The sequence below is a fragment of the Pseudomonas sp. NFPP12 genome (genome assembly GCF_900103205.1).
GTDB lineage: Bacteria > Pseudomonadota > Gammaproteobacteria > Pseudomonadales > Pseudomonadaceae > Aquipseudomonas > Aquipseudomonas protegens.
This window is the reverse complement of record NZ_FMWW01000006.1, coordinates 200438-224568: the sequence shown is the minus strand read 5'-3', so window position 1 is coordinate 224568 and position 24131 is coordinate 200438. Positions and strand designations below refer to the sequence as shown.

At 63.5% G+C, this 24131-nt stretch carries 20 protein-coding genes and 1 riboswitch; of the genes, 14 read left to right on the top strand and 6 right to left on the bottom strand.

Annotation, left to right across the window (positions count from 1 at the left end):
• Window positions 1-103: 103 nt before the first annotated feature.
• Entirely contained in the window at window positions 104-1534 is a 1431-nt protein-coding gene (locus BLS75_RS25890) for a TolC family outer membrane protein (RefSeq protein WP_011058910.1), read from the bottom strand.
• A gap of 197 nt (window positions 1535-1731) precedes the next feature.
• A riboswitch (TPP riboswitch) is annotated at window positions 1732-1836 on the top strand.
• A 164-nt stretch (window positions 1837-2000) separates the two neighbouring features.
• Between BLS75_RS25890 and thiC the strand changes: the two genes are divergently transcribed.
• On the top strand, window positions 2001-3890 hold the full coding sequence (gene thiC, locus BLS75_RS25885; protein WP_011058911.1) for a phosphomethylpyrimidine synthase ThiC: 1890 nt from the start codon (window positions 2001-2003) through the stop codon (window positions 3888-3890).
• A gap of 113 nt (window positions 3891-4003) precedes the next feature.
• The gene (gene cytX, locus BLS75_RS25880; RefSeq protein WP_072452037.1) at window positions 4004-5296 is read left to right on the top strand and encodes a putative hydroxymethylpyrimidine transporter CytX; all 1293 of its coding nucleotides are present in this window, start codon (window positions 4004-4006) and stop codon (window positions 5294-5296) included.
• Here the strand turns inward: cytX and BLS75_RS25875 are convergent.
• Complete coding sequence (locus tag BLS75_RS25875) at window positions 5265-6011, bottom strand: RsiV family protein (protein ID WP_072452036.1); 747 nt, start codon at window positions 6009-6011, stop codon at window positions 5265-5267. The two genes, cytX and BLS75_RS25875, sit on opposite strands and share 32 nt — an antisense overlap.
• A gap of 223 nt (window positions 6012-6234) precedes the next feature.
• On the opposite strand from BLS75_RS25875, the gene BLS75_RS25870 reads away from it, so the two are divergent.
• The 9 genes from BLS75_RS25870 to BLS75_RS25830 all read left to right on the top strand — a co-directional run bounded on the left by BLS75_RS25870 (window position 6235) and on the right by BLS75_RS25830 (window position 15490).
• Window positions 6235-6852, top strand: coding sequence for an NUDIX domain-containing protein (locus BLS75_RS25870; RefSeq protein WP_011058914.1), 618 nt, complete (start codon window positions 6235-6237; stop codon window positions 6850-6852).
• Complete coding sequence (locus tag BLS75_RS25865) at window positions 6843-7295, top strand: DUF1249 domain-containing protein (RefSeq protein WP_011058915.1); 453 nt, start codon at window positions 6843-6845, stop codon at window positions 7293-7295. Before BLS75_RS25870 ends, BLS75_RS25865 begins: the two co-directional genes overlap by 10 nt.
• Window positions 7296-7394: 99 nt before the next feature.
• Window positions 7395-8210, top strand: coding sequence for a 3',5'-cyclic-AMP phosphodiesterase (gene cpdA / locus BLS75_RS25860; protein WP_072452035.1), 816 nt, complete (start codon window positions 7395-7397; stop codon window positions 8208-8210).
• A 67-nt stretch (window positions 8211-8277) separates the two neighbouring features.
• Window positions 8278-8886, top strand: coding sequence for a YqiA/YcfP family alpha/beta fold hydrolase (locus BLS75_RS25855; RefSeq protein WP_072452034.1), 609 nt, complete (start codon window positions 8278-8280; stop codon window positions 8884-8886).
• 42 nt (window positions 8887-8928) lie between these two features.
• Window positions 8929-10833 carry a DNA topoisomerase IV subunit B gene (parE, locus tag BLS75_RS25850; protein ID WP_011058918.1) on the top strand — a complete coding sequence of 635 codons (1905 nt, stop codon included), beginning with the start codon at window positions 8929-8931 and terminating at the stop codon, window positions 10831-10833.
• A complete protein-coding gene (locus tag BLS75_RS25845; RefSeq protein ID WP_072452033.1) occupies window positions 10833-11816 on the top strand; it encodes an esterase-like activity of phytase family protein in 984 nt (327 codons plus the stop codon). The genes parE and BLS75_RS25845 overlap by 1 nt, the downstream gene beginning before the upstream one ends.
• A complete protein-coding gene (locus tag BLS75_RS25840) occupies window positions 11813-12334 on the top strand; it encodes a retropepsin-like aspartic protease family protein (RefSeq protein WP_011058920.1) in 522 nt (173 codons plus the stop codon). Before BLS75_RS25845 ends, BLS75_RS25840 begins: the two co-directional genes overlap by 4 nt.
• Window positions 12335-12341: 7 nt before the next feature.
• Window positions 12342-14600: a DNA topoisomerase IV subunit A gene (gene parC / locus BLS75_RS25835; protein WP_011058921.1), complete on the top strand. Its 2259-nt coding sequence runs from the start codon at window positions 12342-12344 to the stop codon at window positions 14598-14600.
• 179 nt (window positions 14601-14779) lie between these two features.
• Window positions 14780-15490 (top strand): PqiC family protein, encoded by a 711-nt coding sequence (locus tag BLS75_RS25830; protein ID WP_026019966.1) that lies wholly within the window; start codon window positions 14780-14782, stop codon window positions 15488-15490.
• 227 nt (window positions 15491-15717) lie between these two features.
• Here the strand turns inward: BLS75_RS25830 and BLS75_RS25825 are convergent, their stop codons facing one another.
• Window positions 15718-17244 (bottom strand): AhpA/YtjB family protein, encoded by a 1527-nt coding sequence (locus tag BLS75_RS25825; protein WP_015633930.1) that lies wholly within the window; start codon window positions 17242-17244, stop codon window positions 15718-15720.
• Window positions 17245-17377: 133 nt separating this feature from the next.
• On the opposite strand from BLS75_RS25825, the gene serB reads away from it, so the two are divergent.
• The gene (gene serB, locus BLS75_RS25820; RefSeq protein WP_011058924.1) at window positions 17378-18592 is read left to right on the top strand and encodes a phosphoserine phosphatase SerB; all 1215 of its coding nucleotides are present in this window, start codon (window positions 17378-17380) and stop codon (window positions 18590-18592) included.
• Between the two features lie 72 nt (window positions 18593-18664).
• On the opposite strand, the gene asd is transcribed toward serB, so the two are convergent.
• Genes asd through BLS75_RS25805 form a run of 3 tightly spaced genes read right to left on the bottom strand, consistent with a single transcriptional unit; the run spans window position 18665 to window position 21941 of the window.
• Window positions 18665-19525 (bottom strand): archaetidylserine decarboxylase, encoded by an 861-nt coding sequence (asd, locus tag BLS75_RS25815; RefSeq protein WP_072452032.1) that lies wholly within the window; start codon window positions 19523-19525, stop codon window positions 18665-18667.
• A gap of 18 nt (window positions 19526-19543) precedes the next feature.
• On the bottom strand, window positions 19544-20359 hold the full coding sequence (gene rhdA / locus BLS75_RS25810) for a thiosulfate sulfurtransferase (RefSeq protein ID WP_072452031.1): 816 nt from the start codon (window positions 20357-20359) through the stop codon (window positions 19544-19546).
• 43 nt (window positions 20360-20402) lie between these two features.
• On the bottom strand, window positions 20403-21941 hold the full coding sequence (locus tag BLS75_RS25805; RefSeq protein WP_041115449.1) for an HDOD domain-containing protein: 1539 nt from the start codon (window positions 21939-21941) through the stop codon (window positions 20403-20405).
• Window positions 21942-22107: 166 nt separating this feature from the next.
• Between BLS75_RS25805 and motA the strand changes: the two genes are divergently transcribed.
• The gene (gene motA, locus BLS75_RS25800; RefSeq protein WP_011058928.1) at window positions 22108-22959 is read left to right on the top strand and encodes a flagellar motor stator protein MotA; all 852 of its coding nucleotides are present in this window, start codon (window positions 22108-22110) and stop codon (window positions 22957-22959) included.
• A gap of 3 nt (window positions 22960-22962) precedes the next feature.
• Window positions 22963-24087 carry a flagellar motor protein MotB gene (gene motB / locus BLS75_RS25795; RefSeq protein ID WP_072452030.1) on the top strand — a complete coding sequence of 375 codons (1125 nt, stop codon included), beginning with the start codon at window positions 22963-22965 and terminating at the stop codon, window positions 24085-24087.
• The last annotated feature ends 44 nt before the right edge of the window (window positions 24088-24131 follow it).

The following is a 24131-nucleotide window of genomic DNA, read 5'->3' as shown; positions in this document are numbered from 1 at the left end:
CCTTCTGTAGCCGCTGTCGCAGGCTGCGCAGTGGCCGTAAAAGGCCGTTACACCGCCATGAAAAAGGCCACCGCAATGGTGGCCTTTTTCATGCCTGCGACCTTCAGGGGCGGGCCCTGAGCTGCTCCTGGGCGGCCTTGGCCAGATCTGGCGGCAGGAAGTCGCGATCCGGGTTGTAGTCGGCCTTGAGATAGCGCGACAGGTCCTGCAGGTCCCCCGGGTTGAGGGTGCCGGCCGCCTGTTTCAGGCGCAGGTTGTCGAGGATGTAGTCGTAGCGGCTGTTGTTGTAGTTGCGCACCGAGGTGTACAGCTGGCGCTGGGCGTCGAGCACATCGACGATATTGCGCGTGCCCACCTGGTAGCCGATCTCCGTGGCCTCCACTGCGCTCTGGTTGGAAATGATCGACTGGCGCCGGGCCTGGACCTGCTCGACATCGGTGTTCACCGCGCGGTGCAGGTTGCGGGTGTTTTCCACCACCTGGCGGCGCAGGGATTCACGCTGTTGCTCGGTCTGGCTCAGGCGCGAGTAGGATTCGCGCACCTGGGAGCTGGTCAGGCCGCCGCTGTAGATCGGAATGTTCAGTTGCAGGCCGATGGAGCGCTGTTCGACGTCGCTGCCATAGCGCGTCAGCGGGTTGGGGTTGCTGAAGCCCAAAGCATCGTTGTCGCCTTTCTTGTACTGCGCCACCGCGTCCAGGGTCGGGGCATGCCCGGCCTTGCGCTGCTTGAGGGTTTCCTCGGCGGCGCTGACTGCGTAGTTGCTGGCCAGCAGGTTGAGGTTCTGCTTGGCGGCGGTGTCCACCCAGGCCTTGGCGTCGTTGGGGGTCGGCGCCAGCACTGGCAGGGTATGGACGATGCCCTGGATCGAGTTGTACTCGCGGTTGGTCAGGGTGATCAGGGCCTCGAAGGCATCATCCACCTGGCGCTGGGCAAGGATCCGGTTGGCCCGGGCGGTGTCGTAGCTGGCCTGGGATTGCAGGACGTCGGTCTTGTCCGACAGGCCCACGTCGAAGCGTTCGTTGGATTGGTCCAGCTGACGCTTGAAGGCCGCTTCCTCGGCCTTGGTCGAGGCCAGGTTGTCCTGGGCGCGCAACACCGCGAAGTAGTTCTCCGCGCTCTGCAGGATCAGGTTCTGCTCGGTGGCCGAGAGTTGCAGGGAAGCCTGTTCGTTGATGTCCTTGGCCGCCTGCAGCTGGAACCAGCGGTCGGCCCGGAACAGTGGCTGGGCCAGGGTCGCCTGGTAGACGTTGCCGCTGCGGGTAGAGGTCATCGACGGTTCGTCGAACTTGGTGCGGGTGTTGTTCATGTCCGCGCCGGCCGAAAGGTTAGGCAGCAACCCGGCACGAGCCTGGGGCACCACTTCCTTCTGGGCACCGTACTGGGCGCGCGCAGCGGCCAGATCGGCGTTGTTGTCCACCGCTTCCTGGTAGACGCTGACCAGATCGGTCTTGGTGGTCAAAGGCGCTTCTGCTGCCCAGGCCATTCCATTGGACGCACAAGACACGGCAACAGCCAGTGAGAGTTTGCGCAGCATTCGGCGATCCCTAGAGTTGATATTACGGCAATAATTCAGGCGCCAAGGCTAAGGCGCGACCCACGGAGCGTCAAGGTTCGACACAGGGCAACGAGTGTAGATGCGCTGGGGGGTGGCAACAATCCTGCAATTACGCCATTCATCATGCTGATCGTACGGGGGGTTGGCGTTCTGCTGTGGCTTTGTCTAGACTGGCCCGGTTCTTGTCGGGGTGCCTTGCTATGAGGCTGAGATCGGATAATCCGGATCCCGTTGAACCTGATCAGGTTAGCGCCTGCGTAGGGAACAAGATTTCTCGTCACCCGGCGAGTCCTCTTGTGCTTCGTCCGGGATGTTGTTCGACAATCGAACACCCCTCGAGTACCAAGCACTGCACTCAACTAGTTGCCTAGCCAGGGTGCGTCCGTCCGTTACAGGTTCGCTCCGACAAAAATCCACTGCCTGGATGCTGTCTGGAGAGCCCGTGATGACTACAAAATTAAAAAACGCTAGCAACCTCAGTGAGTCGGCCCAAGTCGACCAACAATCGGTTCAGCCCTTTACCCGCTCGCAAAAAGTCTATGTCCAGGGTTCGCGCCCGGACATCCGCGTGCCCATGCGCGAAATCACCCTGGACGTGACCCCCACCGACTTCGGCGGCGAGATCAACGCCCCGGTGACCGTGTACGACACCTCCGGCCCCTACACCGATCCGAACGTGGTGATCGATGTGCGCAAGGGCCTGGGCGATGTGCGTTCGGCCTGGATCGAAGACCGTGGCGACACCGAGCGCCTGGCCGGCCTGAGCTCCAACTTCGGCCAGCAGCGCCTGGCCGACCCGGAGCTGACCAAGCTGCGCTTCGCCCACGTCAACAACCCGCGCCGGGCCAAGGCCGGGGCCAACGTCAGCCAGATGCACTACGCGCGCAAAGGCATCATCACCGCCGAGATGGAATACGTCGCCATCCGCGAAAACATGAAGCTGCAGGAGGCCCGTGCCGCCGGCCTGCTGAAGCAGCAACACGCCGGCCACAGCTTCGGCGCCAGCATTCCGAAAGAAATCACCCCAGAGTTCGTCCGCGAGGAAATCGCCCGTGGCCGCGCGATCATCCCGGCCAACATCAACCACGTCGAACTGGAACCGATGATCATCGGCCGCAACTTCCTGGTGAAGATCAACGGCAACATCGGCAACAGTGCCCTGGGTTCCTCGATCGAGGAAGAAGTGGCGAAACTGACCTGGGGCATCCGCTGGGGTTCGGACACGGTGATGGACCTGTCCACCGGCAAGCACATCCATGAAACCCGCGAGTGGATCATCCGCAACTCGCCGGTGCCGATCGGTACCGTACCGATCTACCAGGCCCTGGAAAAGGTCAACGGCGTGGCCGAGGACCTGACCTGGGAGCTGTTCCGCGACACCCTGATCGAGCAGGCCGAGCAGGGCGTGGACTACTTCACCATCCACGCAGGCGTCTTGCTGCGTTACGTGCCGCTGACCGCCAAGCGGGTCACCGGCATCGTGTCCCGGGGTGGCTCGATCATGGCCAAGTGGTGCCTGGCGCACCACAAGGAGAACTTCCTCTACACCCACTTCGACGAAATCTGCGAAATCATGAAGGCCTACGACGTCAGCTTCTCCCTGGGAGATGGCCTGCGCCCGGGGTCGATTGCCGACGCCAACGACGAAGCCCAGTTCGGCGAACTGGAGACCCTCGGCGAGCTGACCAAGATCGCCTGGAAGCATGACGTGCAGTGCATGATCGAAGGTCCGGGCCACGTGCCGATGCAGTTGATCAAGGAGAACATGGACAAGCAGCTGGAGTGCTGCGACGAGGCGCCGTTCTACACCCTCGGCCCGCTGACTACCGACATTGCCCCCGGCTACGACCACATCACCTCCGGTATCGGTGCGGCGATGATCGGCTGGTTCGGCTGCGCCATGCTCTGCTACGTCACGCCCAAGGAACACCTTGGCCTGCCGAACAAGGATGACGTGAAGACCGGGATCATCACCTACAAGATCGCCGCGCATGCTGCGGATCTGGCGAAAGGTCATCCGGGCGCGCAGATCCGCGACAACGCCTTGTCCAAGGCGCGTTTCGAGTTCCGCTGGGAAGACCAGTTCAACCTCGGCCTGGACCCGGACACCGCCCGTTCGTACCACGACGAGACCCTGCCCAAGGATTCGGCCAAGGTCGCGCATTTCTGCTCCATGTGCGGGCCGAAGTTCTGCTCGATGAAGATCACCCAGGAAGTGCGTGAGTACGCAGCCAACCAGCGTATCGAAGCGGTGGATGTGGATGTCGCCAAGGGCCTGGCGGAACAGGCCGAGCGCTTCAAGCAGGAAGGCAGCCAGTTGTACAAGAAAGTCTGACCCCTCTCTGCAGGAGCGGGCTTGCCCGCGAACCTGGCGCCGCGCTCTCGACAAGGTGGCGCTTTCGCCGGCAACCCGGCTCCTGCAGACCTTATTCCTTCGAGATATCAACCTTGAGCAGTCCAATCAGTACCTACTCTCCCAATCTCGCGGTACCGGCCGACAAGCGCGTGTTTGGCGCCCGCGATCTGTTTTCCCTGTGGTTTTCCCTCGGTATCGGCCTGATGGTGCTGCAGACCGGCGCCTTGCTGGCGCCAGGCCTGGGGCTGGCCCATTCGCTGCTGGCGATCCTACTCGGCACCGCGGTCGGCGTTCTGCTGCTGGCGGCGGTGGGGGTGATCGGCAGCGACACCGGCCTGTCGTCCATGGCTGCGCTCAAGCTCAGCCTGGGCCGGCGCGGCGCCAGCCTGCCGGCGCTGTTGAACCTGTTGCAACTGGTGGGCTGGGGCTCGTTTGAAATCATCGTCATGCGCGATGCCGCGAGCCTCCTGGGCAGCCGGGCCTTCAGCGAAGGCAGCCTACTGGCCAACCCGTTGCTCTGGACCCTGTTTTTCGGTGCCCTGGCCACCTTGCTGGCGGTCAGCGGGCCCTTGACCTTCGTCCGGCAGATCCTGCGCAAATGGGGAATCTGGTTGTTGTTGGCCGCCTGCCTGTGGCTGACCTGGAACCTCTTCGCCCGAGCCGACCTGGCGGCGCTCTGGGCCCAGGCCGGGGACGGCTCGATGCCGTTCGCCGTGGGCTTCGATATCGCCATCGCCATGCCCTTGTCCTGGTTGCCGCTGATCGCCGACTACTCGCGGTTCGGCAAGCGCGCCAAGAGCGTGTTCGGCGGCACGGCCCTGGGCTTTTTCATCGGCAATTTCTGGTTGATGAGCCTGGGCGTCGCCTACACCCTGGCCTTCGCTCCCAGTGGTGAAGTGAATGCCTTGCTGCTGGCGCTGGCCGGGGCCGGGCTGGGGATTCCGTTGCTGCTGATTCTGCTGGACGAATCGGAGAATGCCTTTGCCGATATCCATTCGGCGGCGGTTTCCAGCGGCGTCCTGCTGCGCCTCAAGGTCGAGCACCTGGCGCTGGCCATAGGCGTGCTCTGCACCCTGATCGCCTGCCTGGCGCCGTTGGCCCAGTACCAGAACTTCCTGTTGCTGATCGGCTCGGTATTCGCGCCGCTGTTTGGCGTGGTGCTGGTGGATCACTTCATCCTGCGTCGGCGCTCGGGGCAGAACCCGGCGTCAGCCTTGCGCTGGCCGGCGCTGCTGGCCTGGCTGGGTGGGGTGAGCACCTATCATCTGTTGGCCAATCTGTACCCGGATATCGGCGCAACCCTGCCGTCACTGGTGCTGGCAGGGCTGCTGCAATGGCTGTTGGGCCGGGCTTTCAGTTACCGCCAGGAAACAGCTCGGGCTTGAGCACGCCCTTGAGGCGGTCGTAGGGGATCTGCAGTTCGATGTGGCCCAGGACCGAGGGCGCGATGGTGGTGACGTCGTACTTGAGGGTCACGGCGTTGCGGGTCAGCGCTACGTTCTGGGTCTTCTGGAAGGGCCAGGTCTTCACGAACTCGGCCTCGCGATCCAGGTGAGTGCTGATCAGCCAGTTGTTGTGGGCGACCCGCGCGGCCTTCCAGAACATCTCTTCCTGGCCGGGCAGGAGCATGTCCGCCAGGTTCAGGGCCTTGTGCTGCTGGCGTGAATAGTTGACGAAGCCACGGCCCGGGGTGCCATTGGCGGCGCCGGTGTCCAGGTAACTGGCCAGTTCGATGATCACCAGGCCGTCATGCTGCTCGCGTAGCTTGGATTGCAGGTACATGCCGTGGCGGTCCGGCGCGCTGCGCAGGAACTGCTCGCGATAGGCCGCAAGGCTGGCCGGCAGCGCAGCATTGGGGCTGGTGCGGGTCATTTGCAGCAGGCGCTTTTCAATGATGGCATCCAGCTGCGGTTCGGCGGGGAAGTGCACGGTGTCGAGGTTGACCAGCGGGCAGTCGGCGCCGCTGCAGCCGGGCTTGAGTTGTTCGGACTTGTCCCGGGTGGTTTCCAGCGGGGTCATGTAGCTGGGTTGAAACAGGCTTTGGCAGGCACCCAGGGTCAGGGCGATACAGGCCACGGAGGCGATTTTGACAAGCGACATGGGCGTCCTTCATAAACCAGGGGGAGGCAAAAGTTACCGGCTTCGACTGCCTGCGAGGCAGTCGGTTCGCCACTAAGCTCAATAGAGGCAATTAGAGTAGGTTTAGCCCCTCGCCGTCTATCCCGCTGAGGGTAAAGGGCTGCATGATCAGCTGCGAGCGCGTTAGGATGGCGCGAAGTCGAGGGGGATCCTCGGATTGAACGTGCTGTACACGAGGATTGTTATGACTGACTTTGCCAACTCCACGCCGAGTGCCGTCGAGATCATCCGGCGCGAAAACTGTTTCCAGGGTTTCTACCGGCTCGATCGCCTGCAACTGCGTCATGAGCTGTTCGCCGGTGGCATGGGGCGTGAAATCAATCGTGAAGTCTTTGTTCGTCACGATGCGGTCTGCGTACTGCCGTACGACCCGCAGCGCGATGAGGTGGTGCTGATCGAACAGTTCCGCGTCGGTGCCATGGGCAAGACGGCTTCGCCTTGGCTGGTGGAACTGGTGGCCGGGCTGATCGACAAGGACGAGCAGCCGGAACAGGTTGCCCGCCGCGAGGCGCAGGAGGAAGCTGGCCTGGACATCTCGGCGCTGTGGCCGATGACCCAGTACTTCCCGTCGCCCGGTGGCAGCACCGAATTCGTCCATCTGTACCTGGGGCGTTGCGACAGCAGCGCCGCCGGTGGGCTGCATGGGCTGGAGGAAGAGGCGGAAGACATTCGGGTGTGCGTGATGGCCTATGAGGATGCCTTGCAGGCCATGCGCGACGGGCGGATTTGCAATGCCGCCAGCATCATTGCCTTGCAGTGGCTGGCGCTCAATCGCGCGGAAGTGAGGGGGTTATGGTCGTAAACAAGGTACGCGACCGCTATCGGGTGGATCTCGCGGGGCTGCAAGCTTCCTGCGAGGCCAACTACGCCCGGCTGATGCGACTGCTGCCCGACATGCGCAACCAGCCTGTGGCGCGGCGCATCGCCGTGACCCAGGGCGACCAGATGCTCGGCGTACTGGCCCTGGAGGTGGTTCTGGCCTGCCCGTACACCACCACCTTGCAGGTGCGCCAGGAGCACAGCCTGCCCTGGCTGCCTGTGCCGCAGCTGGAAGTGCAGGTCTATCACGACGCGCGCATGGCGGAAGTCATCAGTGCCGAACATGCCCGGCGTTTTCGCAGCATCTATCCCTATCCCAATGCCTTCATGCACCAGCCTGATGAAAAGGCCCAACTGAACGTGTTCCTCGGCGAGTGGCTGAGCCACTGCCTGGCCTGCGGTCACGAGTTCGAAGCCGTGCGCTAGATGTGAACTGGGTCCGCTTCCCAGGTTTCCTCTTTTTCACTTCCCCCAGCATAATTGCCCCCTTCTTCACGCTTTGTGATCTTGCTCCGGGAGAACGCCGTGCCAAGCGTATCCGCACTGACTGCCGCCGACCCCGTGTTGCTGGTGCAGCTGTCCGATAGCCATCTGTTTGCCGAGACGGACGGCACGCTCTTGGGCATGAACACCGCCGACAGCCTGCAACGGGTCATCGACCTGGTGCTGGCGCAGCAGCCACGGATCGACCTGATGCTGGCCACCGGCGACCTGTCCCAGGACGGCACGCTGGAGTCCTATCAACGCTTTCGCCAACTGACCCGGCAGATTGCCGCCCCAGGCCGCTGGCTGCCGGGCAACCACGACGAGCCGCAGGTCATGGAGCAGGCCGCCAGCGGCAGTGACTTGCTGGACCCGGTGGTGGACATCGGTAACTGGCGCATCACCCTGCTGGACTCGGCGGTGCCGGGTTCGGTACCGGGTTATCTGCAGGATGAGCAGTTGCAACTGCTGACCCGCTCCCTGAGCGAAGCACCAGAGCGGCACCACCTGGTCTGCCTGCATCACCATCCGGTGTCCATCGATTGCGCCTGGATGGAGCCCATCGGCCTGCGCAATGCCCAGGCGCTGTTTGCCGTGATCGACGCTTTCCCCCAGGTGCGCGCCGTGCTCTGGGGGCATGTTCACCAGGAGATCGATCGCCTGCGGGGCGACGTGCGGCTATTGGCCTCACCTTCCACCTGCATCCAGTTCGAGCCCTTGAGCGACGACTTCAAGGTCGAGGAGCAGGTGCCGGGCTACCGTTGGTTGCGGCTGCAGCCCGATGGACGGCTGGAAACCGGCGTGCAGCGGGTCGAAGGCTATGAATTCACTATCGACTACGGTAGCGAAGGCTACTGAAGCGGCTGCGTAACCTGGCCCCATCCCTGTAAACTGCGGCTTTTGCCCAGGTGCACAGGGAGCTCGCATGTCCGGTTCGATCCTCTATATCCACGGCTTCAACAGTGCTCCGGCATCGACCAAGGCCACCCAGCTGCGCCAGGTCATGGAGCAGCTCGGCCTGGCCGGGCAACTGCGGGTGCCGGCCCTGCATCACCATCCGCGCCAGGCCATTGGCCAGCTGGAACAGGCGATTGCCGAACTCGGTCGTCCATTGCTGGTCGGCAGCTCGCTCGGCGGCTACTATGCGACTCACCTTGCCGAGCGCTATGGTCTGAAGGCCCTGCTGATCAACCCTGCTGTCAGCCCGCACCGGATGTTCGACGGTTATCTGGGCACGCAGAAGAACCTGTACACCGACGAGACCTGGGAGCTGACCCACGACCATGTCGCGGCCCTGGCAGCGCTGGAAGTGGCGCCACCCCAGGACCCTGAGCGTTATCAGGTGTGGTTGCAGACCGGGGACGAGACGCTGGACTATCGCAGCGCCGAGCGCTACTACCGCGCCTGTGCCTTGCGCATACAGGCCGGCGGCGATCATAGTTTCCAAGGTTTTGCCGGACAATTGCCGGCGATGTTGAATTTTGCCGGCATCACTGCCGATCAGTACCAGGCGATCGACTTCACTGCACTGTGAGCCTTCGCCCCATATTCATTGAACGACTAACGACGAGAACCCATGGCCACTCCCAGCGCTAGCTCTTATAACGCAGACGCCATCGAAGTCCTCTCGGGACTCGACCCGGTGCGCAAACGCCCGGGCATGTACACCGACACCACGCGGCCCAACCATTTGGCCCAGGAAGTCATCGACAACAGCGTCGACGAAGCCCTGGCCGGCCATGCGAAGTCGATACAGGTCATCCTGCACGCCGACCATTCCCTGGAAGTGTCCGACGACGGCCGCGGCATGCCCGTGGACATCCACCCGGAAGAGGGCGTGTCCGGGATCGAGCTGATCCTCACCAAGCTCCACGCCGGCGGCAAGTTCTCCAACAAGAACTACCAGTTCTCCGGCGGTCTGCACGGGGTGGGCATCTCCGTGGTCAACGCCTTGTCGAACCAGGTGCGGGTGCGGGTCAAGCGCGACGGCAACGAATACCAGATGACTTTCGCCGACGGCTACAAGGCCACCGAGCTGGAAGTGGTCGGCACCGTGGGCAAGCGCAACACCGGCACCAGCGTGTACTTCGCTCCGGACCCAAAATACTTCGACTCGCCGAAATTCTCCGTCAGCCGTCTCAAGCACGTGCTCAAGGCCAAGGCCGTACTCTGCCCGGGGCTGCTGGTGAGCTTCGAGGACAAGTCCAGCGGCGAGAAGGTCGAGTGGCACTACGAAGATGGCCTGCGCTCCTACCTGGTGGATGCGGTCAGTGAATTCGAACGCCTGCCGGCCGAGCCGTTCTGCGGCAGCCTGGCAGGGAACAAGGAAGCGGTGGACTGGGCCCTGTTGTGGCTGCCCGAAGGCGGCGACAGCGTCCAGGAAAGCTACGTCAACTTGATCCCCACGGCCCAGGGCGGCACCCATGTCAACGGCCTGCGCCAGGGCCTGCTGGATGCCATGCGCGAGTTCTGCGAGTTCCGCAACCTGCTGCCCCGCGGCCTGAAGCTGGCCCCGGAAGACGTCTGGGAGCGCATTGCCTTTGTCCTGTCGATGAAAATGCAGGATGCGCAGTTCTCCGGCCAGACCAAGGAGCGCCTGTCATCCCGCGAGGCGGCGGCGTTCGTTTCCGGTGTGGTCAAGGACGCCTTCAGCCTGTGGCTCAACGCCAACCCCGAGCTGGGCATGCAACTGGCGGAGCTGGCCATCAGCAACGCCGGGCGCCGCTTGAAGGCCAGCAAGAAGGTCGAGCGCAAGCGCATTACCCAGGGCCCGGCACTGCCAGGCAAGCTGGCGGACTGCGCCGGCCAGGACCCGATGCGCTCCGAGCTGTTCCTGGTGGAGGGTGACTCCGCCGGCGGTTCGGCCAAGCAGGCGCGGGACAAGGAATTCCAGGCGATCCTGCCGTTGCGCGGCAAGATCCTCAACACCTGGGAAGTGGACGGCAGCGAGGTCCTGGCCAGCCAGGAAGTGCACAACATCGCCGTGGCCATCGGGGTCGATCCGGGCGCCGAGGACATGAGCCAGCTGCGCTACGGCAAGATCTGCATCCTCGCCGACGCCGACTCCGACGGCTTGCACATCGCTACCTTGCTGTGTGCCTTGTTCGTCCAGCATTTCCGTCCGCTGGTGGATGCCGGTCACGTCTACGTGGCCATGCCGCCACTGTACCGCATCGACCTGGGCAAGGAGATCTACTACGCCCTGGATGAAGCCGAGCGCGACGGCATTCTCGACCGCCTGGTGGCCGAGAAGAAGCGCGGCAAGCCACAGGTCACTCGATTCAAGGGGCTGGGTGAAATGAACCCGCCGCAACTGCGCGAGACCACCATGGACCCGAACACGCGGCGCCTGGTGCAGTTGACCCTGGACGACGTCGAGGCCACCGCGGAAATCATGGACATGCTGCTGGCCAAGAAGCGCGCCGGTGATCGCAAGTCCTGGCTGGAGTCCAAGGGCAACCTGGCCGAGGTGCTGGCCTGATGCACAGAGGTTTTGCCCTGGCCCTGGCGCTATTGGCAACCTCGGTGGTGGCCGCGCCGGCGCCCGAACTGAAACTGCTGTCCGAGCATCCTGTGCAAGGCATGCGCGGCGGCAATCTGTCCGGGCTGGCGCTGTGTGGTCAGGAACTCTGGACCGTCTCCGATCGCGACGACGAGCAGATCTACAGGCTCGATACCCGGAACACTGTCTGGCAGGCCGAGACCGTCGGGATCGAGGTGCCTGCGGTGCCGGATTCCGGCTTGCCCTGGGGCTTGAAGGTGCGGACCTGGGCGGCGTCCTTCGTGCGTGGCGGCGACCTGGATTTCGAGGGCATCACCTGTGATGCCGCCGGCAACAAATATGTGGTCAGCGAAGCCCATGCCGCGGTGCTGCAGGTTCCGGCGCAAGGCGCGCCGGCCTGGTTGAAGATTTCCCCGATCATGGTGCGCGAAGCCCGTGCCAGCGGCATGCTGCTGCACTTCAATGCCCTGTTCGAAGGGCTGGCGGTCAACCCTGCCGGGGATCGGATCTGGCTGGCGGCGGAACGCGAGCGGCGCGGGCTGCTGTTGATCAAGCGTGGCCAGACCGCCTGGGACTGCGATGGCGGTTGCGTGCTGCTCAGTGAAGCAGGGGCGCTAATGCAGCCTGAGCAGGTGCCCAACGCCAAGGCCGTATCCCGTGACTTCGCCGACCTGTCGCTGTTTGACGGCAAGCTGTTCACCCTGGAGCGCAACGCCTATCAGATCTGTCGCCGTGACGCGCTGAGCGCCAAGGTCGAGCAGTGCTGGTCGTATGCTGGCGAAGCACTGGTGGAGCATCGGCGTTATCCACAGCCCTATGGGTTGGCGGAAGCCCTGGTGGTGGACGCCAAGGGCGCCTGGATTGGCCTGGACAACAACAACGGTGCTCGCGCCGACGGCGAGGCCCGACCGATCGTCTGGCGTTTTGCAGCTCCCGAAGGCGGCTGGAGTGCCAAGCCGTGAGCCAGCAACCGGGCAAGAGTGCCGGGCGGGTGATGCTGATCATGGCCTGGGCGGCGGCGCTGTTCCTGGCCACGCGGTTCTTTGCCGACTGGGAAGCGCACCAGGAGAACCCCAACACTGTCGTCAGTTCGCAACAACATGAGGGTTACATCGAAGTGCAACTGGCGGGCAATCGCCAGGGGCATTTCGTCGCCAGCGGCCATATCAACGGGCGGCCGGTGCAATTCATGCTCGACACCGGGGCCACCGATGTCTCGGTACCTGCGGATCTCGCTGAACGTCTGGGCCTGGAGCGCGGTGCGCCGGTCACCCTGAGCACGGCCAATGGGCGCAGCGAGGGTTATCGGACCCGTATCGAACTCCTGCAGCTGGGGGATATCGTGCTGCGGGACGTGGCCGCGCTGGTGGCGCCGGGGCTCGACGGCGACCAGGTTCTGCTGGGCATGAGCGCTTTGAAAAAACTTGAATTTACTCAGCGCGGCGGCAGCATGCTGCTGCGCCAGACTACGAACCAATGAGGCCCGCATGAGCGACTCCCTTGATCTCAGCCTGGATGGCGTAGAACGCCGGTCACTGGCTGACTTCACCGAAAATGCCTACCTCAACTACTCCATGTACGTGATCATGGACCGTGCTCTGCCGCATATCGGCGACGGCCTGAAACCGGTACAGCGGCGTATCGTCTACGCCATGAGTGAGCTGGGGCTGGATGCCGATTCCAAGCACAAGAAATCCGCGCGTACCGTGGGTGACGTGCTCGGCAAGTTCCACCCGCACGGCGATTCGGCCTGCTATGAGGCCATGGTGCTGATGGCCCAGCCTTTCAGTTACCGCTACACGCTGGTGGACGGCCAGGGCAACTGGGGTGCGCCGGACGATCCCAAGTCCTTCGCTGCCATGCGTTACACCGAGGCGCGCCTGTCGCGCTATTCCGAAGTGCTGCTCAGCGAACTGGGCCAGGGCACTGCGGACTGGGGGCCGAACTTCGACGGCACGCTGCAGGAGCCGCTGGTACTGCCGGCACGCCTGCCGAACATCCTGCTCAACGGCACCACCGGCATCGCCGTGGGCATGGCCACCGATGTGCCGCCGCACAACCTGCGGGAAGTGGCTTCGGCCTGCGTGCGTTTGCTGGATGAGCCCAAGGCCACGGTCGAGCAGCTCTGCGAGCATATCCAGGGCCCGGACTACCCCACCGAAGCCGAGATCATCACCCCGCGTGCCGACCTGCTGAAGATCTACGAAACCGGCCGTGGCTCGGTGCGCATGCGCGCTGTGTACCGGGTCGAGGACGGCGACATCATCGTCACCGCGCTGCCGCACCAGGTCTCCGGGGCCAAGGTGCTGGAACAGATAGCTGGCCAGATGCAGGCCAAGAAGCTGCCGATGGTGGCCGACCTGCGTGACGAGTCGGACCATGAGAACCCGTGCCGCATCGTGATCATCCCGCGCTCCAACCGGGTCGACGCCGATGAGTTGATGCAGCACCTGTTCGCCACCACCGAGCTGGAATCCACCTATCGGGTCAACATCAACATCATTGGCCTGGACGGCAAGCCGCAGTTGAAGAACCTGCGGGCCCTGCTGGTGGAGTGGCTGGAGTTCCGGGTCACCACCGTGCGTCGCCGGCTGCAGTTCCGCCTGGACAAGGTCGAGCGTCGCCTGCATCTGTTGGACGGTTTGCTGATTGCCTACCTCAACCTGGATGAAGTGATCCACATCATCCGTACCGAGGAGCATCCACGGGCCAAGCTGATCGAGCGTTTCGCCCTGAGTGAAATCCAGGCCGACTACATCCTCGACACGCGCCTGCGCCAATTGGCGCGTCTGGAAGAGATGAAGCTGCGGGCCGAACAGGATGAGTTGCTCAAGGAGCAGGCCAAGCTGCAAGCCTTGCTCAACAGCGAAGCCAAACTGAAGAAGCTGGTGCGCACTGAGTTGCTGCAAGACGCAGAAACCTACGGCGATGACCGCCGTTCGCCGATCGTCGCCCGGGCCGAGGCCAAGGCGCTGTCGGAAAACGAGCTGATGCCTACCGAGCCGGTGACTATCGTTCTGTCGGAAAAAGGCTGGGTGCGTTGCGCCAAGGGGCATGATATTGACGCCACTGGTCTGTCCTACAAGGCCGGCGATGGCTACAAGACCGCCGCGCCCGGGCGTTCCAACCAGTTCGCGGTGTTCATCGACTCCACCGGGCGCAGTTACTCGGTGGCGGCCCATACGCTGCCATCGGCCCGGGGTCAGGGCGAGCCGCTGACCGGCCGTCTGACGCCGCCGCCGGGTGCGACGTTTGAATGCGTGCTGCTGCCGGATGACGATGCCTTGTATGTGATCGCTTCTGACGCTGGCTACGGCTTCGTGGTTAAGGGCGAGGACCTGCAGGCCAAGAACAAGGCGGGCAAGGCGCTGTTGAGCCTGCCGAACAATGCCAAGGTGCTGGCGCCGCGGCCAGTGGCCGATCGCGAACAGAACTGGCTGGCTTCGGTGACCACCGAAGGGCGCCTGCTGGTGTTCAAGATCAGCGACCTGCCGCAGCTGGGCAAGGGCAAGGGCAACAAGATCATCGGCATTCCCGGTGAGCGCGTGGCCAGCCGCGAAGAGTACGTCACCGATATCGCGGTGCTGCCGGACGGCGCGACCCTGGTGCTGCAGGCTGGCAAGCGCACCTTGTCGCTCAAGGCTGACGATCTGGAGCACTACAAAGGCGAGCGCGGGCGCCGTGGCAACAAACTGCCTCGCGGCTTCCAGCGGGTGGATGCGTTGTTGGTAGAGCCTCTCAGTTAAGGGCGGGCTAGAGCGTTCGATCTGCGATTTAAGCGCAGGATCGACGCTACAACACTGGAGTCAGGGCGCATATTCACGGATGATATGCGCTTTCAAACGCTGGCGTGACCGGGCGTTATTCAGGTTTTTTTGAGTATTTACACTGTGGCTAGCCTTGTGGCCGCCACCTGGATGGGATGATGACTGCTCTGCGCCTTCCTCTTGTTTTCTTGCTCGCCGGCGTTCTTGGCCTGGCGGGTTGCAGCGTACACCAGCCGGTGTCGCTGTATCAGCTGGACAGCGGAAGTCCAGCTCAGCCGGCCAGTGCCGGCATGTCGGTATTGCTGGGGCCGGTGTTGATTGCCGACTATCTGCAACGTGAAACCCTCCTGCAGCGTCAGGATGATGGCAGCCTGCAGGCCTCCACTGATGGTCGCTGGGCCGGCAGCCTGTCTTCGGACATCGACCAGTTGCTGTTGCGCCAGGTGGCCGGTCATCTCGACAGCCAGCGGGTTGTATTGGCTCCGGCCACCAGCGGCTTCACTCCGGATGTCCAGGTGCTGCTGTCGATCACTCGCCTGGATTCAGGCAAGTCGCAGCCGGCGGTGCTGGATGCGCAATGGCGCCTGATCGACCGTCGTGGCCAGGTGCGGGACAACCGCATCGTTCATCTGCAGGAGCAGCACGCGGGAACCACGGCGTCCCAGGTCCAGGCCCAGGGCGTGCTGTTGCAGCGTCTGGCGGAACAGTTGTCGGGTGCCCTCAAGCCTCTGGCCAATCAGCCGGCGGTGGCGGAGGTGCCACGCAAGGCGGCCCCGGCTCCTGCGCCCAAGCCTGCCGAGCAGGAAAAGCAACCGAAGATCCCGATGGCCACGCCGATCCGCACGGATATGGAAGTGTTCAGGTTCTGAGTTGACATGCCGCGAGACAAGGCCCGCCCAACAGCGGGCCTTGTCGTTTCTGGCTCTGGCCAACGCAATCTCCTGTAGCCGTTGCCGAAGGCTGCGAGCGGGCCGCAGGCACGCAGCGATATCACCAGCGTTGAAGCCCCTGCGGGGCTTGTCGCAGGTTGTGCCAGCGGCTACACGAAGCTCATGAAAAAGCCCGCACTGGGCGGGCTTCTTTTGGCGGGTCAGCCTTACAGCTTGGCCCGTGTTTCATGCATGCGTGCCAGTTGCCGCTCCAGCATCGACGGGTAGGGCTCCATCAGGCGTTCCACGCAGCAGGCACCTTCCGGGCTGGCGATCGGGCGGATACGTGCCCGCTGGCGCAGCAGCGGGTCGTCATTGACCTTGCGCTCCACCAGCAGCAGGTTGCGGCTGTGCTGGGACAGGGCCAGGGCATCCTGGGCGGTTTCGGTGAGCAGCAGGTCGATCTGGCTCAGGCCGAACAGTTCGTCGCCCAGGGTCAGGCCCAGTTGCAGTTGCAGGGTGATGCCGCTGTCCGCCACTTCGATCTGCAAGGCATGGCCCAGGGCGCGCAGCAACTCGCCGCAGCAGATGGCGTTGGTCAGGTAGTCGTCACCGCTGTCTTCGCTGTGGAACAGCATCAGCGTGCTGCCATCGTTCAGGGTATGCAGTTCGCTCTGGTACAGCGAGGCGGCCTGGTCGAGGCAATCGCGGTAGCGTTCCAGGAGTTCCATCAGGCGTGCGCGGGGCAGGCGTCGCAGTTGCTCCTGGGCACCGAGTTGCACCGCCAGTACCGCACTGTGCTGGGGCTGGGCCGGAACCTGTGGTTGCGGTTGTGGCTTGGCAGCAGGCGTCGATGAGCTGTCCCGCAGGTCGGCGAAGGGGTCTTCCTCGTCCAGTTCATCTTCTTCGGCGTGAACCAGGTGCCGGGGTGCAGGCTTCAGGCCTGCTACCGGAGCGCTTTCGTCGAAGCTCGGGTCCCGCAGGTTGCGCACTTCGAATGCCGGCTCATCGTCCTCGTCGTCTTGCACTTCAGCCTCGGGCTGCGGTGCCGGTTCGGGCTTCTCCGGCACCAGGCGGGCATGCAGCTGACGCGCCAGATCGCCGATTTCGTCCTGGCGCTGGGTGGCGGGAGTGTGTTCGTCCAGGTCACGCAGCCAGACCCTCAGTTGCAGCAGCGGAGTCGAGATGTGCCGCCCCAGGCGCAGGCTCAAGGCCAGGGCCAGGGCCAGCAGGATGGCGCTGAGGATGCCCATGCTTTGCAGGCTGATGGTCATCGGCTGCTGGAATTGCGCCATGTCCAGGCTGATTCGCAGGTTGCCCGCGGTCACGTCCTGGAAGGTGATCTTGGTCTGGTACACGCCCTCGGTTTCACCCAGCAGGCTGCTCTTGGGGCGCTGGCCGGCCTCGGCGAGGATGCGGTTGTCCACGCTGTAGATGGCCGCGTGGGCCACCAGCGGGTTCTTGGTCAGATTGTTGAGCAGGACATTGAGGCTGAGAATGTCGTTGGACACCAGCAGCTCGGTGGCCGAGGTGGCGGTCTGGGTGGTCAGGCTCTGACCCAGGGCGTCGGCTTGTTCGTGCATGGCTTGCTTGAACTGCAGGCCCATCACGCCGGCATAGATCACCAGGGCCAGGGCGACCAGGATCACGTTATGGCTGGCAATGCGCAATGCAATCGGCACACGGCGGTGGCGCAGTGCACGGAAGATCAGCAGGAAGAAGTTATCGGTTTTAACTGGCGTGGGCCGGTTCACTGAGCTCGGCTCTTTTGTCCGTGAAGTTGACGCGCAGTATAGCGACAGGCCCTAGACCGGCAAAGCGCTGGCTGTGCCCGATGGTCACCGAAAGTGGGTAGAATGCGCTTTTTTTCCACCTCGGGGGTGCGCCTTGCGCGAAATTGTCCTGATAAACATCACCGGCGAAGATCGTCCCGGTCTGACTGCGGCCATTACCGGCGTTCTGGCCCAGGGTGGTGTGAACATTCTCGACATCGGTCAGGCGGTGATCCACGACACCTTGTCGTTCGGCATCCTGGTTGAAATTCCCAGCAACGAGCAGAGCTCGTCGGTGCTCAAGGACATCCTGTTCACCGCCTACAAGCTCGACCAGCAGGTGCGCTTCACGCCGGTGTCCGAGGAGGATTACCAGCAGTGGGTCGCCGGGCAGGGCAAGAAGCGCCATATCGTGACCCTGCTGACGCGCAAGGTTACCGCCGAACAGTTGCAGCGCGTGAGTTCCATCACCGCCAAGTACGGCCTGAACATCGACCATATCGATCGCCTGTCCGGGCGCATGCCCCTGGATATGCCTGCCGACCAGGGCAAGGGCTGCATCGAGTTCTCGGTACGTGGCGAAGCCGCCGATCCGCAAGCCCTGCGGGCCGAGTTCCTCAGCGTGGCCCAGGAGCTGAACGTGGATATCGCCTTCCAGGAAGATTCGCTGTTCCGCCGTAACCGGCGCCTGGCGGTGTTCGACATGGATTCGACGCTGATCGAGGCCGAAGTCATCGACGAGCTGGCCAAGGCGGCCGGTGTCGGCGATCGGGTCGCGGAAATCACCGAGCGGGCGATGGCCGGCGAGCTGGACTTCCGCGCCAGTTTCAAGGAGCGCCTGGCGTTGCTCAAGGGCCTGGACGTCAATGTGCTGGACGCCATCGGCGCCTCCCTGCGCCTGACCGAGGGCGCCGAAACCCTGTTCGCCGAGCTCAAGCGCCTGGGCTACAAGACCGCGATCCTCTCCGGCGGCTTCACCTACTTTGCCAAGCAGCTGCAAGCCAAGCTGGGTATCGACTACGTGTTCGCCAACGAGCTGGAAGTGGTGGACGGCAAGGTCACCGGCGTGGCGGTGGAGCCGATTGTCGACGCCCAGCGCAAGGCCGATCTGCTACGTGAGCTGGCGCACAAGGAAGGCCTGCGCCTGGAGCAGACCATCGCTGTCGGCGATGGCGCCAACGATCTGCCGATGCTCGGCATTGCCGGCCTGGGCGTGGCATTCCGCGCCAAGCCGCTGGTCAAGCAGTCGGCCAAGCAGGCGATCTCGACCCTGGGCCTGGATGGCGTGCTGTACCTGCTGGGGTTCCGTGACCGCGACGGGCAGCTCTGAGCCGCCGGAAAATCCCCGCCCAAAAAAAACGCCGCTGATCAGCGGCGTTTTTTTATGTCCGGCATTCAGGCCTCAAGCCTTGGGCAGGCCCAGGCCCTGGCCCATCCGCACGGGCGAGCCGGCAGCCAGCTCTTGGGCCCACTTAACCTGGTCCGGGCCAAACAGCACGATGGCCGTGGAGCCCAGCTTGAAGCGGCCCATTTCGGCGCCTTTCTCCAGGTGGATCGGAGCGCGGGCTGCTTCGTCGTAGCACACGGTCTTGAGTTCGCGCTTGGGCGGCGTTACCAGGCCGGCCCAGACGGTTTCGATCGAAGCGACGATCATTGCGCCCACCAGCACCAGCGCCATCGGGCCGCGCTCGGTATCGAAGATGCACACCACGCGCTCGTTGCGGGCGAACAGCTCGGGTACGTTTTCAGCGGTAGTCTGGTTGACCGAGAAGATCCGGCCCGGCACATAGACCATTTCCCGCAGGGTGCCGGCCAGGGGCATGTGCACCCGGTGGTAGTCCTTGGGGGAGAGGTAGATGGTGGCAAAGTCGCCGCCCATGAACGGCTGTGCCAGGGTCGGGTCACCGCCCAGCAGTTCCAGCACGCTGTAGCTGTGGCCCTTGGCCTGGAACACTCGACCGTGTTCGATCGGGCCCAGTTGGCTGACCGCGCCGTCGGCAGGGCTGAGCACCGCGCCCGGGGTCGGGTCCAGCGGCCGCGCGCCGTCTTTGAGGGCGCGGGTGAAGAAGGCGTTGAAATGCTCGTAGGCGGTCACGTCCTCGACCTGGGCCTCGGACATATCCACTTGATACTGCTTGGCGAACCAGCGGGTGAAGGCATTCTTGAACCAGCGCACGCGGCACTCGGCAATGCAGCCGGCCAGGCGCGACAGCAGGTGATGAGGCAGCAGGTACTGGCTGATGATGAACAAACGCTTTTTCATTGGGTGTCCTTAAAAACCTTAAATCTCTACGGGCGTATCGGGATGATTGCCCCATTCGCCCCAGGAACCGGCGTAGCCCTTGACCCGTGGGTAGCCCAGCGCCTTGGCCACCAGATAGGTGAAGCCGGAGCGATGGTGGGTCTGGCAGTGGGTGATCACTTCTTTGTCTTTGCTGATGCCCAGGTCCGCAAGGATCTGTGGCATGTCGCGGCGGATGCGCAGGTGGCGTGCCTGATCCATACCGGCGGTCCATTCGAAATTCACCGCGCCGGGGATATGCCCGCCCTTGGCTGCCAGGACTTTTTCGCCGGAGTACTCCAGCGGTCCGCGGGCGTCCCAGATCACCAGGTCCGCCGCGCCGAGACGGCTTTGCAGGTATTCGCGGGTGGCAGTGGGCTCGTCATGCAGGGCCAGCGCCACGGGGCCGCCGACCGCGGCCGGCACTTCGGTAGACACGGGCAGGCCTTCCGCCAGCCAGGCCTGCAAGCCGCCGTCGAGGTAGTGGTAGCGGTGGTGGCCGATCACGTCCAGCAGCCAGATGAAGCGCCCGGCCCAGCCGCCGCCTTCATCGTCGTAGACCACATAGACCGCGTCCGGGTTGTGCCCGAGTTCGCCGAACAGCGTTTCAAGCGCCGCTTGCGGTGGCAGCAGCCCGGGAGCCGGCGCCTGGCCCAGCTGAGTGCGCTTGGGGTCGATGAAGCGTGCCCCGGGAATATGCCCGGTGGCATAGCGGGCAGCGCTGGTCAGGTCGACGAGGATCAGTTCGCGGGCGTTCAGGCGGGCGAGCAGGTCGCTCGGTTCAATGACCAGCGGCAAGCCAGAGAAGTCAGACATGTCAGGTCCCCAGGGCGCAAAGGGAAGGATTGTAGCGCAAGCGTCATTGGCTGCGGTTGGTAAAGCTGTGCAAGGCTTTTTCGATGCACTGGGCGGTCTTGCCGAAGGCCTGGACGCTGATTTCCGAGAACGGCACGCCGCCCTGGTCGGCGATCGCCAGCATCAGTACCCGGCCATTGCACGACAGTGAGCGGATCAGCAGGTGTTCGCCGCGAAACAGCTGGCGCAGCGAGCTTGGCAGGTGAGGGGCGAACTGGGCCCGGTTGGCCGGGGTCAGGCGGATCTGCGCGGATTTTTCCAGCAGGCGTTGCAACAGGGGGCTCTGCTTGGCCTGCAGGGTCAGGCTGGCCGCTTCCCCGGGCAGGCCGTAAAGCTGTTGCACTCGCAGGTGGCTCAGGCTGCGATCGACCATCAGCAGCATGACCCGGTGCATGCCGCACGCCGCCAGGGCATCCCGGGCAAAGCCGGTAAGGTGCACGGCGTTGGTAAAGGGGCTGGGGTCCAGCAACAGTTCGCCGCAGAGCTTGCGCCACTTGGCCAGTTCCAGTGCGGTGGGCGCCGGGGCTGGTTGCTCGCCGTGATGCAGGCGTCGGGCATCCCAGGGCCAGAGCAGGGCCTGGGCCGGGTGCCAGAGGTCGGGCTGGGTGTCGTTGCGGGCGCTTTGTACGGCCTGTTGGTGCAACTGTTGCTGGACCTGGTCCAGGGGGATCTGCAGATAAAGAGCGGTAAGGTTCTGCCAGCGCCGGCCATGGGGGCTGTTCCAGGACTGTTGCGCCGCCAGCGCCAGGCCGTTGGCCAGCAACACGGTGTTGGCCGGCTGGTTCAGCCAGCGCCGCAGGTCCGGTTCAGCGTCCAGGCGTTGTTGCTGGCGCAGCGGGTTGTCGCTGTCGCGGGCAATCAGCATGACCTTGGCCAGCAGGTGCTGCTCCTGGGTCAGCAGGCGATAGCCCTGCTGGACCCAGATCGGCAGGTGCCAGGCCAGGACCAGGGCCTGGCACATTTCCATCAGCCGCACTCCGAACAGTTGCAGTTCAACGTCGTGTGCGGATTCGTGCTTGTAGATGACCCGCAGTTCCCACTCTTCCAGCAGCTTGGGATAGACCAGGGCCATGGCCCACAGCGGCGAGAGAAACAGCAGGCTGCCCCAGTGGATGTCCTGCCAGAGTCGCGCCAGGCGTCCGGCAAAGAAGCCGTTGGCTTGCTGGCTGGCGTGCTGGCTGATCAGTTGGAACTGGCGCAATGCCTGGGGGATCTGCTCTTCAGGCAGCGTCGGCAGTTGCTCGAGCAACTCCTCGGTACGCTTGAGGCCCAGGCGGTTGACTGCGATCTCCAGGTTTTCCGCCGGTTCACTCATGCTGCCGTGGGAATGCCGGTTGGCTTCGCGGATCACGCTCAAGGCCAGTGCCGGGCTGTTTTGCATCAGATCGACAATCTCCCGCAGCGAGCTGCGGTTGTTGGCAATGGCGCGGCAGACCCGGTCATGGCTGGCCTGGGGCACCGGCAGGCGCACGCCATTGAGGAGCTTTACCCAGGCGTCGAGAGAGGCGGGCGGAGAATGTGGGACGCTGGTTTCATTAGACATGGTCGGGCGCAATCATCGTCTGCTGTGAACACGCCCAGAGCGGGCCAAACTGGCTTTTCGCCTTAACTGGCTATAGTCTGGCGCAGTTTTGCCGATAAGTAGAAGAAGAGTTTTAAGAACTTCCGAATATGACCTTGAACCCGACTCAATAAGTACTCCCCTACCTATGGCTAAAATTATCGGCATCATCGTCGTATTCGCGAGCGTGCTCGGCGGATACGTGCTTTCCCACGGCAAAATCGCGGCGTTGATCCAGCCTTTCGAAGTGCTGATCATCGGTGGCGCAGCCTTTGGCGCATTCCTCCAGGCCAACCCGGGCTATATGACGATGCACGTCGTCAAGAAATCCCTGGGCATGTTCAGTTCGCGCTTCACCCACACCTTCTACCTGGAAGTGCTGGGCCTGATCTACGAGATCCTCAACAAGAGTCGTCGCGAAGGCATGATGGCCATCGAAGGTGATATCGAGGACGCCGCGGCCAGCCCGATTTTCGCCAAGTACCCGGCGGTGCTCAAAGATGAACGCATGACCGCCTTCGTCTGTGACTATCTGCGCATCATGTCCTCCGGCAACATGGCTCCCCACGAGCTGGAAGGCCTGTTCGACATGGAGCTGTTCAGCCTCAAGGAAGACCTTGAGCATCCATCCCATGCGGTCAACGGGATTGCCGACGGCATGCCCGGTTTCGGTATCGTCGCGGCGGTATTGGGGATCGTGGTGACCATGGCTTCCCTGGGCGATGGCGACCAGAAGTCCATCGGCCTGCACGTAGGTGCGGCACTGGTGGGTACTTTCTTCGGTATTCTCGCGGCCTATGGTTTCTTCGGCCCGCTGGCCCACTCCCTGGCCCACGACGCCAAGGAAGAACTGAACGTCTACGAAGCCATCAAGGCGTCGCTGGTGGCCTCGGCTTCCGGCATGCCGCCGTCCCTGGCCGTGGAGTTCGGGCGCAAGGTTCTGTACCCGGCGCACCGTCCTAGCTTCGCCGAGCTGGAACAAGCGGTTCGCGGTCGCTAAGTCATGGAAAATAATCAGCCGATTATCATCAAGCGCGTCAAGCGCTTCGCTGGCGGACATCACGGGGGCGCCTGGAAAATCGCCTTCGCCGACTTCGCCACGGCGATGATGGCGTTCTTCCTGGTGTTGTGGCTGCTGTCCACGGCCACCCCGGAACAGAAGATCGCCATCGCCGGTTACTTCAAGGACCCGATCGGCTTCTCGGAAAGCGGTACGCCCTACATCATCGACCTGGGCGGCTCCCCTGAGCTGGCGCCGGACAACACCCTCAACCCCGAGATCAAGTCCCAGCCACAACCGGACAAGGTCACGGTGGATGCCGATCAGGTGGAGGGCATGGCCGAGCAGGTCGAGCGCGAGCGTCTCGAGTTGCTGTTGCAAGAGTTGCAGAACAAGGTTGACGAGAACCCGCAACTGCAGAAGTTCAAGGACCAGATCCTCTTCGAGATCACCCCGGACGGCCTGCGGATCCAGATCATGGACGCCGAGAACCGGCCGATGTTCGACTCTGGCAGTGCACGTCTGAAGCCGTATTTCGAAGACATCCTGCTGGCCATGGCCGACACCATCAAGACCGTGCCGAACAAGATCAGCATCAGCGGTCACACCGACGCCAAGCCCTATTCGGGCACTGGCGACTTCGGCAACTGGGAGCTGTCGGCCAACCGGGCCAACGCTGCGCGTCGGGCGCTGGTGGCGGGTGGTTATCCTGATCCGCAAGTCGCGCGTGTGGTGGGCTTTGCTTCGTCGGCTCTATTCGATCGCAAGGACCCGTTCAACCCGGTCAACCGGCGCATCGATATCGTCGTGCTGACCAAGAAGGCCCAGCGTGCCATCGAGGGTGAGCAGACCGACCCCAATGCTCCGGTACCGACCCAGGGTAGCGGTGCGCCCGGTGAAGTACCGGGGGCGGCAGCCGACCCGAATGCCTTGCCGCCCGGTAGCGAGCCGCTGCCAGCGCACGAGGTGCGTCAACGTATGAATATCTTCGAGGACGGTGTGCTGAAGATGGACGAGCAGGGTGCGGCGGGCCAGTCTTCCGCTCCAGCTCCAGCTCCAGCTCCAGCTCCAGCTCCAGCTCCCACTGCTCCGGTGACGCCGCCCGCTACGCCGGGCACGGCGAAGTGACAAACGACAAGGCCGCGAAGATCGCGGCCTTGTCGTATCTGGGT

What these genes read in the sequence shown, in the direction of transcription:
- BLS75_RS25890 (WP_011058910.1), bottom strand. Translation starts at nt 1,534, where the DNA reads ATGCTGCGCAAACTCTCACTGGCTGTTGCCGTGTCTTGTGCGTCCAAT.
- thiC (WP_011058911.1), top strand. Translation starts at nt 2,001, where the DNA reads ATGACTACAAAATTAAAAAACGCTAGCAACCTCAGTGAGTCGGCCCAA.
- BLS75_RS25875 (WP_072452036.1), bottom strand. Translation starts at nt 6,011, where the DNA reads ATGTCGCTTGTCAAAATCGCCTCCGTGGCCTGTATCGCCCTGACCCTG.
- BLS75_RS25870 (WP_011058914.1), top strand. Translation starts at nt 6,235, where the DNA reads ATGACTGACTTTGCCAACTCCACGCCGAGTGCCGTCGAGATCATCCGG.
- BLS75_RS25865 (WP_011058915.1), top strand. Translation starts at nt 6,843, where the DNA reads ATGGTCGTAAACAAGGTACGCGACCGCTATCGGGTGGATCTCGCGGGG.
- BLS75_RS25855 (WP_072452034.1), top strand. Translation starts at nt 8,278, where the DNA reads ATGTCCGGTTCGATCCTCTATATCCACGGCTTCAACAGTGCTCCGGCA.
- parE (WP_011058918.1), top strand. Translation starts at nt 8,929, where the DNA reads ATGGCCACTCCCAGCGCTAGCTCTTATAACGCAGACGCCATCGAAGTC.
- BLS75_RS25845 (WP_072452033.1), top strand. Translation starts at nt 10,833, where the DNA reads ATGCACAGAGGTTTTGCCCTGGCCCTGGCGCTATTGGCAACCTCGGTG.
- parC (WP_011058921.1), top strand. Translation starts at nt 12,342, where the DNA reads ATGAGCGACTCCCTTGATCTCAGCCTGGATGGCGTAGAACGCCGGTCA.
- BLS75_RS25830 (WP_026019966.1), top strand. Translation starts at nt 14,780, where the DNA reads ATGACTGCTCTGCGCCTTCCTCTTGTTTTCTTGCTCGCCGGCGTTCTT.
- asd (WP_072452032.1), bottom strand. Translation starts at nt 19,525, where the DNA reads ATGAAAAAGCGTTTGTTCATCATCAGCCAGTACCTGCTGCCTCATCAC.
- rhdA (WP_072452031.1), bottom strand. Translation starts at nt 20,359, where the DNA reads ATGTCTGACTTCTCTGGCTTGCCGCTGGTCATTGAACCGAGCGACCTG.
- BLS75_RS25805 (WP_041115449.1), bottom strand. Translation starts at nt 21,941, where the DNA reads ATGTCTAATGAAACCAGCGTCCCACATTCTCCGCCCGCCTCTCTCGAC.
- motA (WP_011058928.1), top strand. Translation starts at nt 22,108, where the DNA reads ATGGCTAAAATTATCGGCATCATCGTCGTATTCGCGAGCGTGCTCGGC.
- motB (WP_072452030.1), top strand. Translation starts at nt 22,963, where the DNA reads ATGGAAAATAATCAGCCGATTATCATCAAGCGCGTCAAGCGCTTCGCT.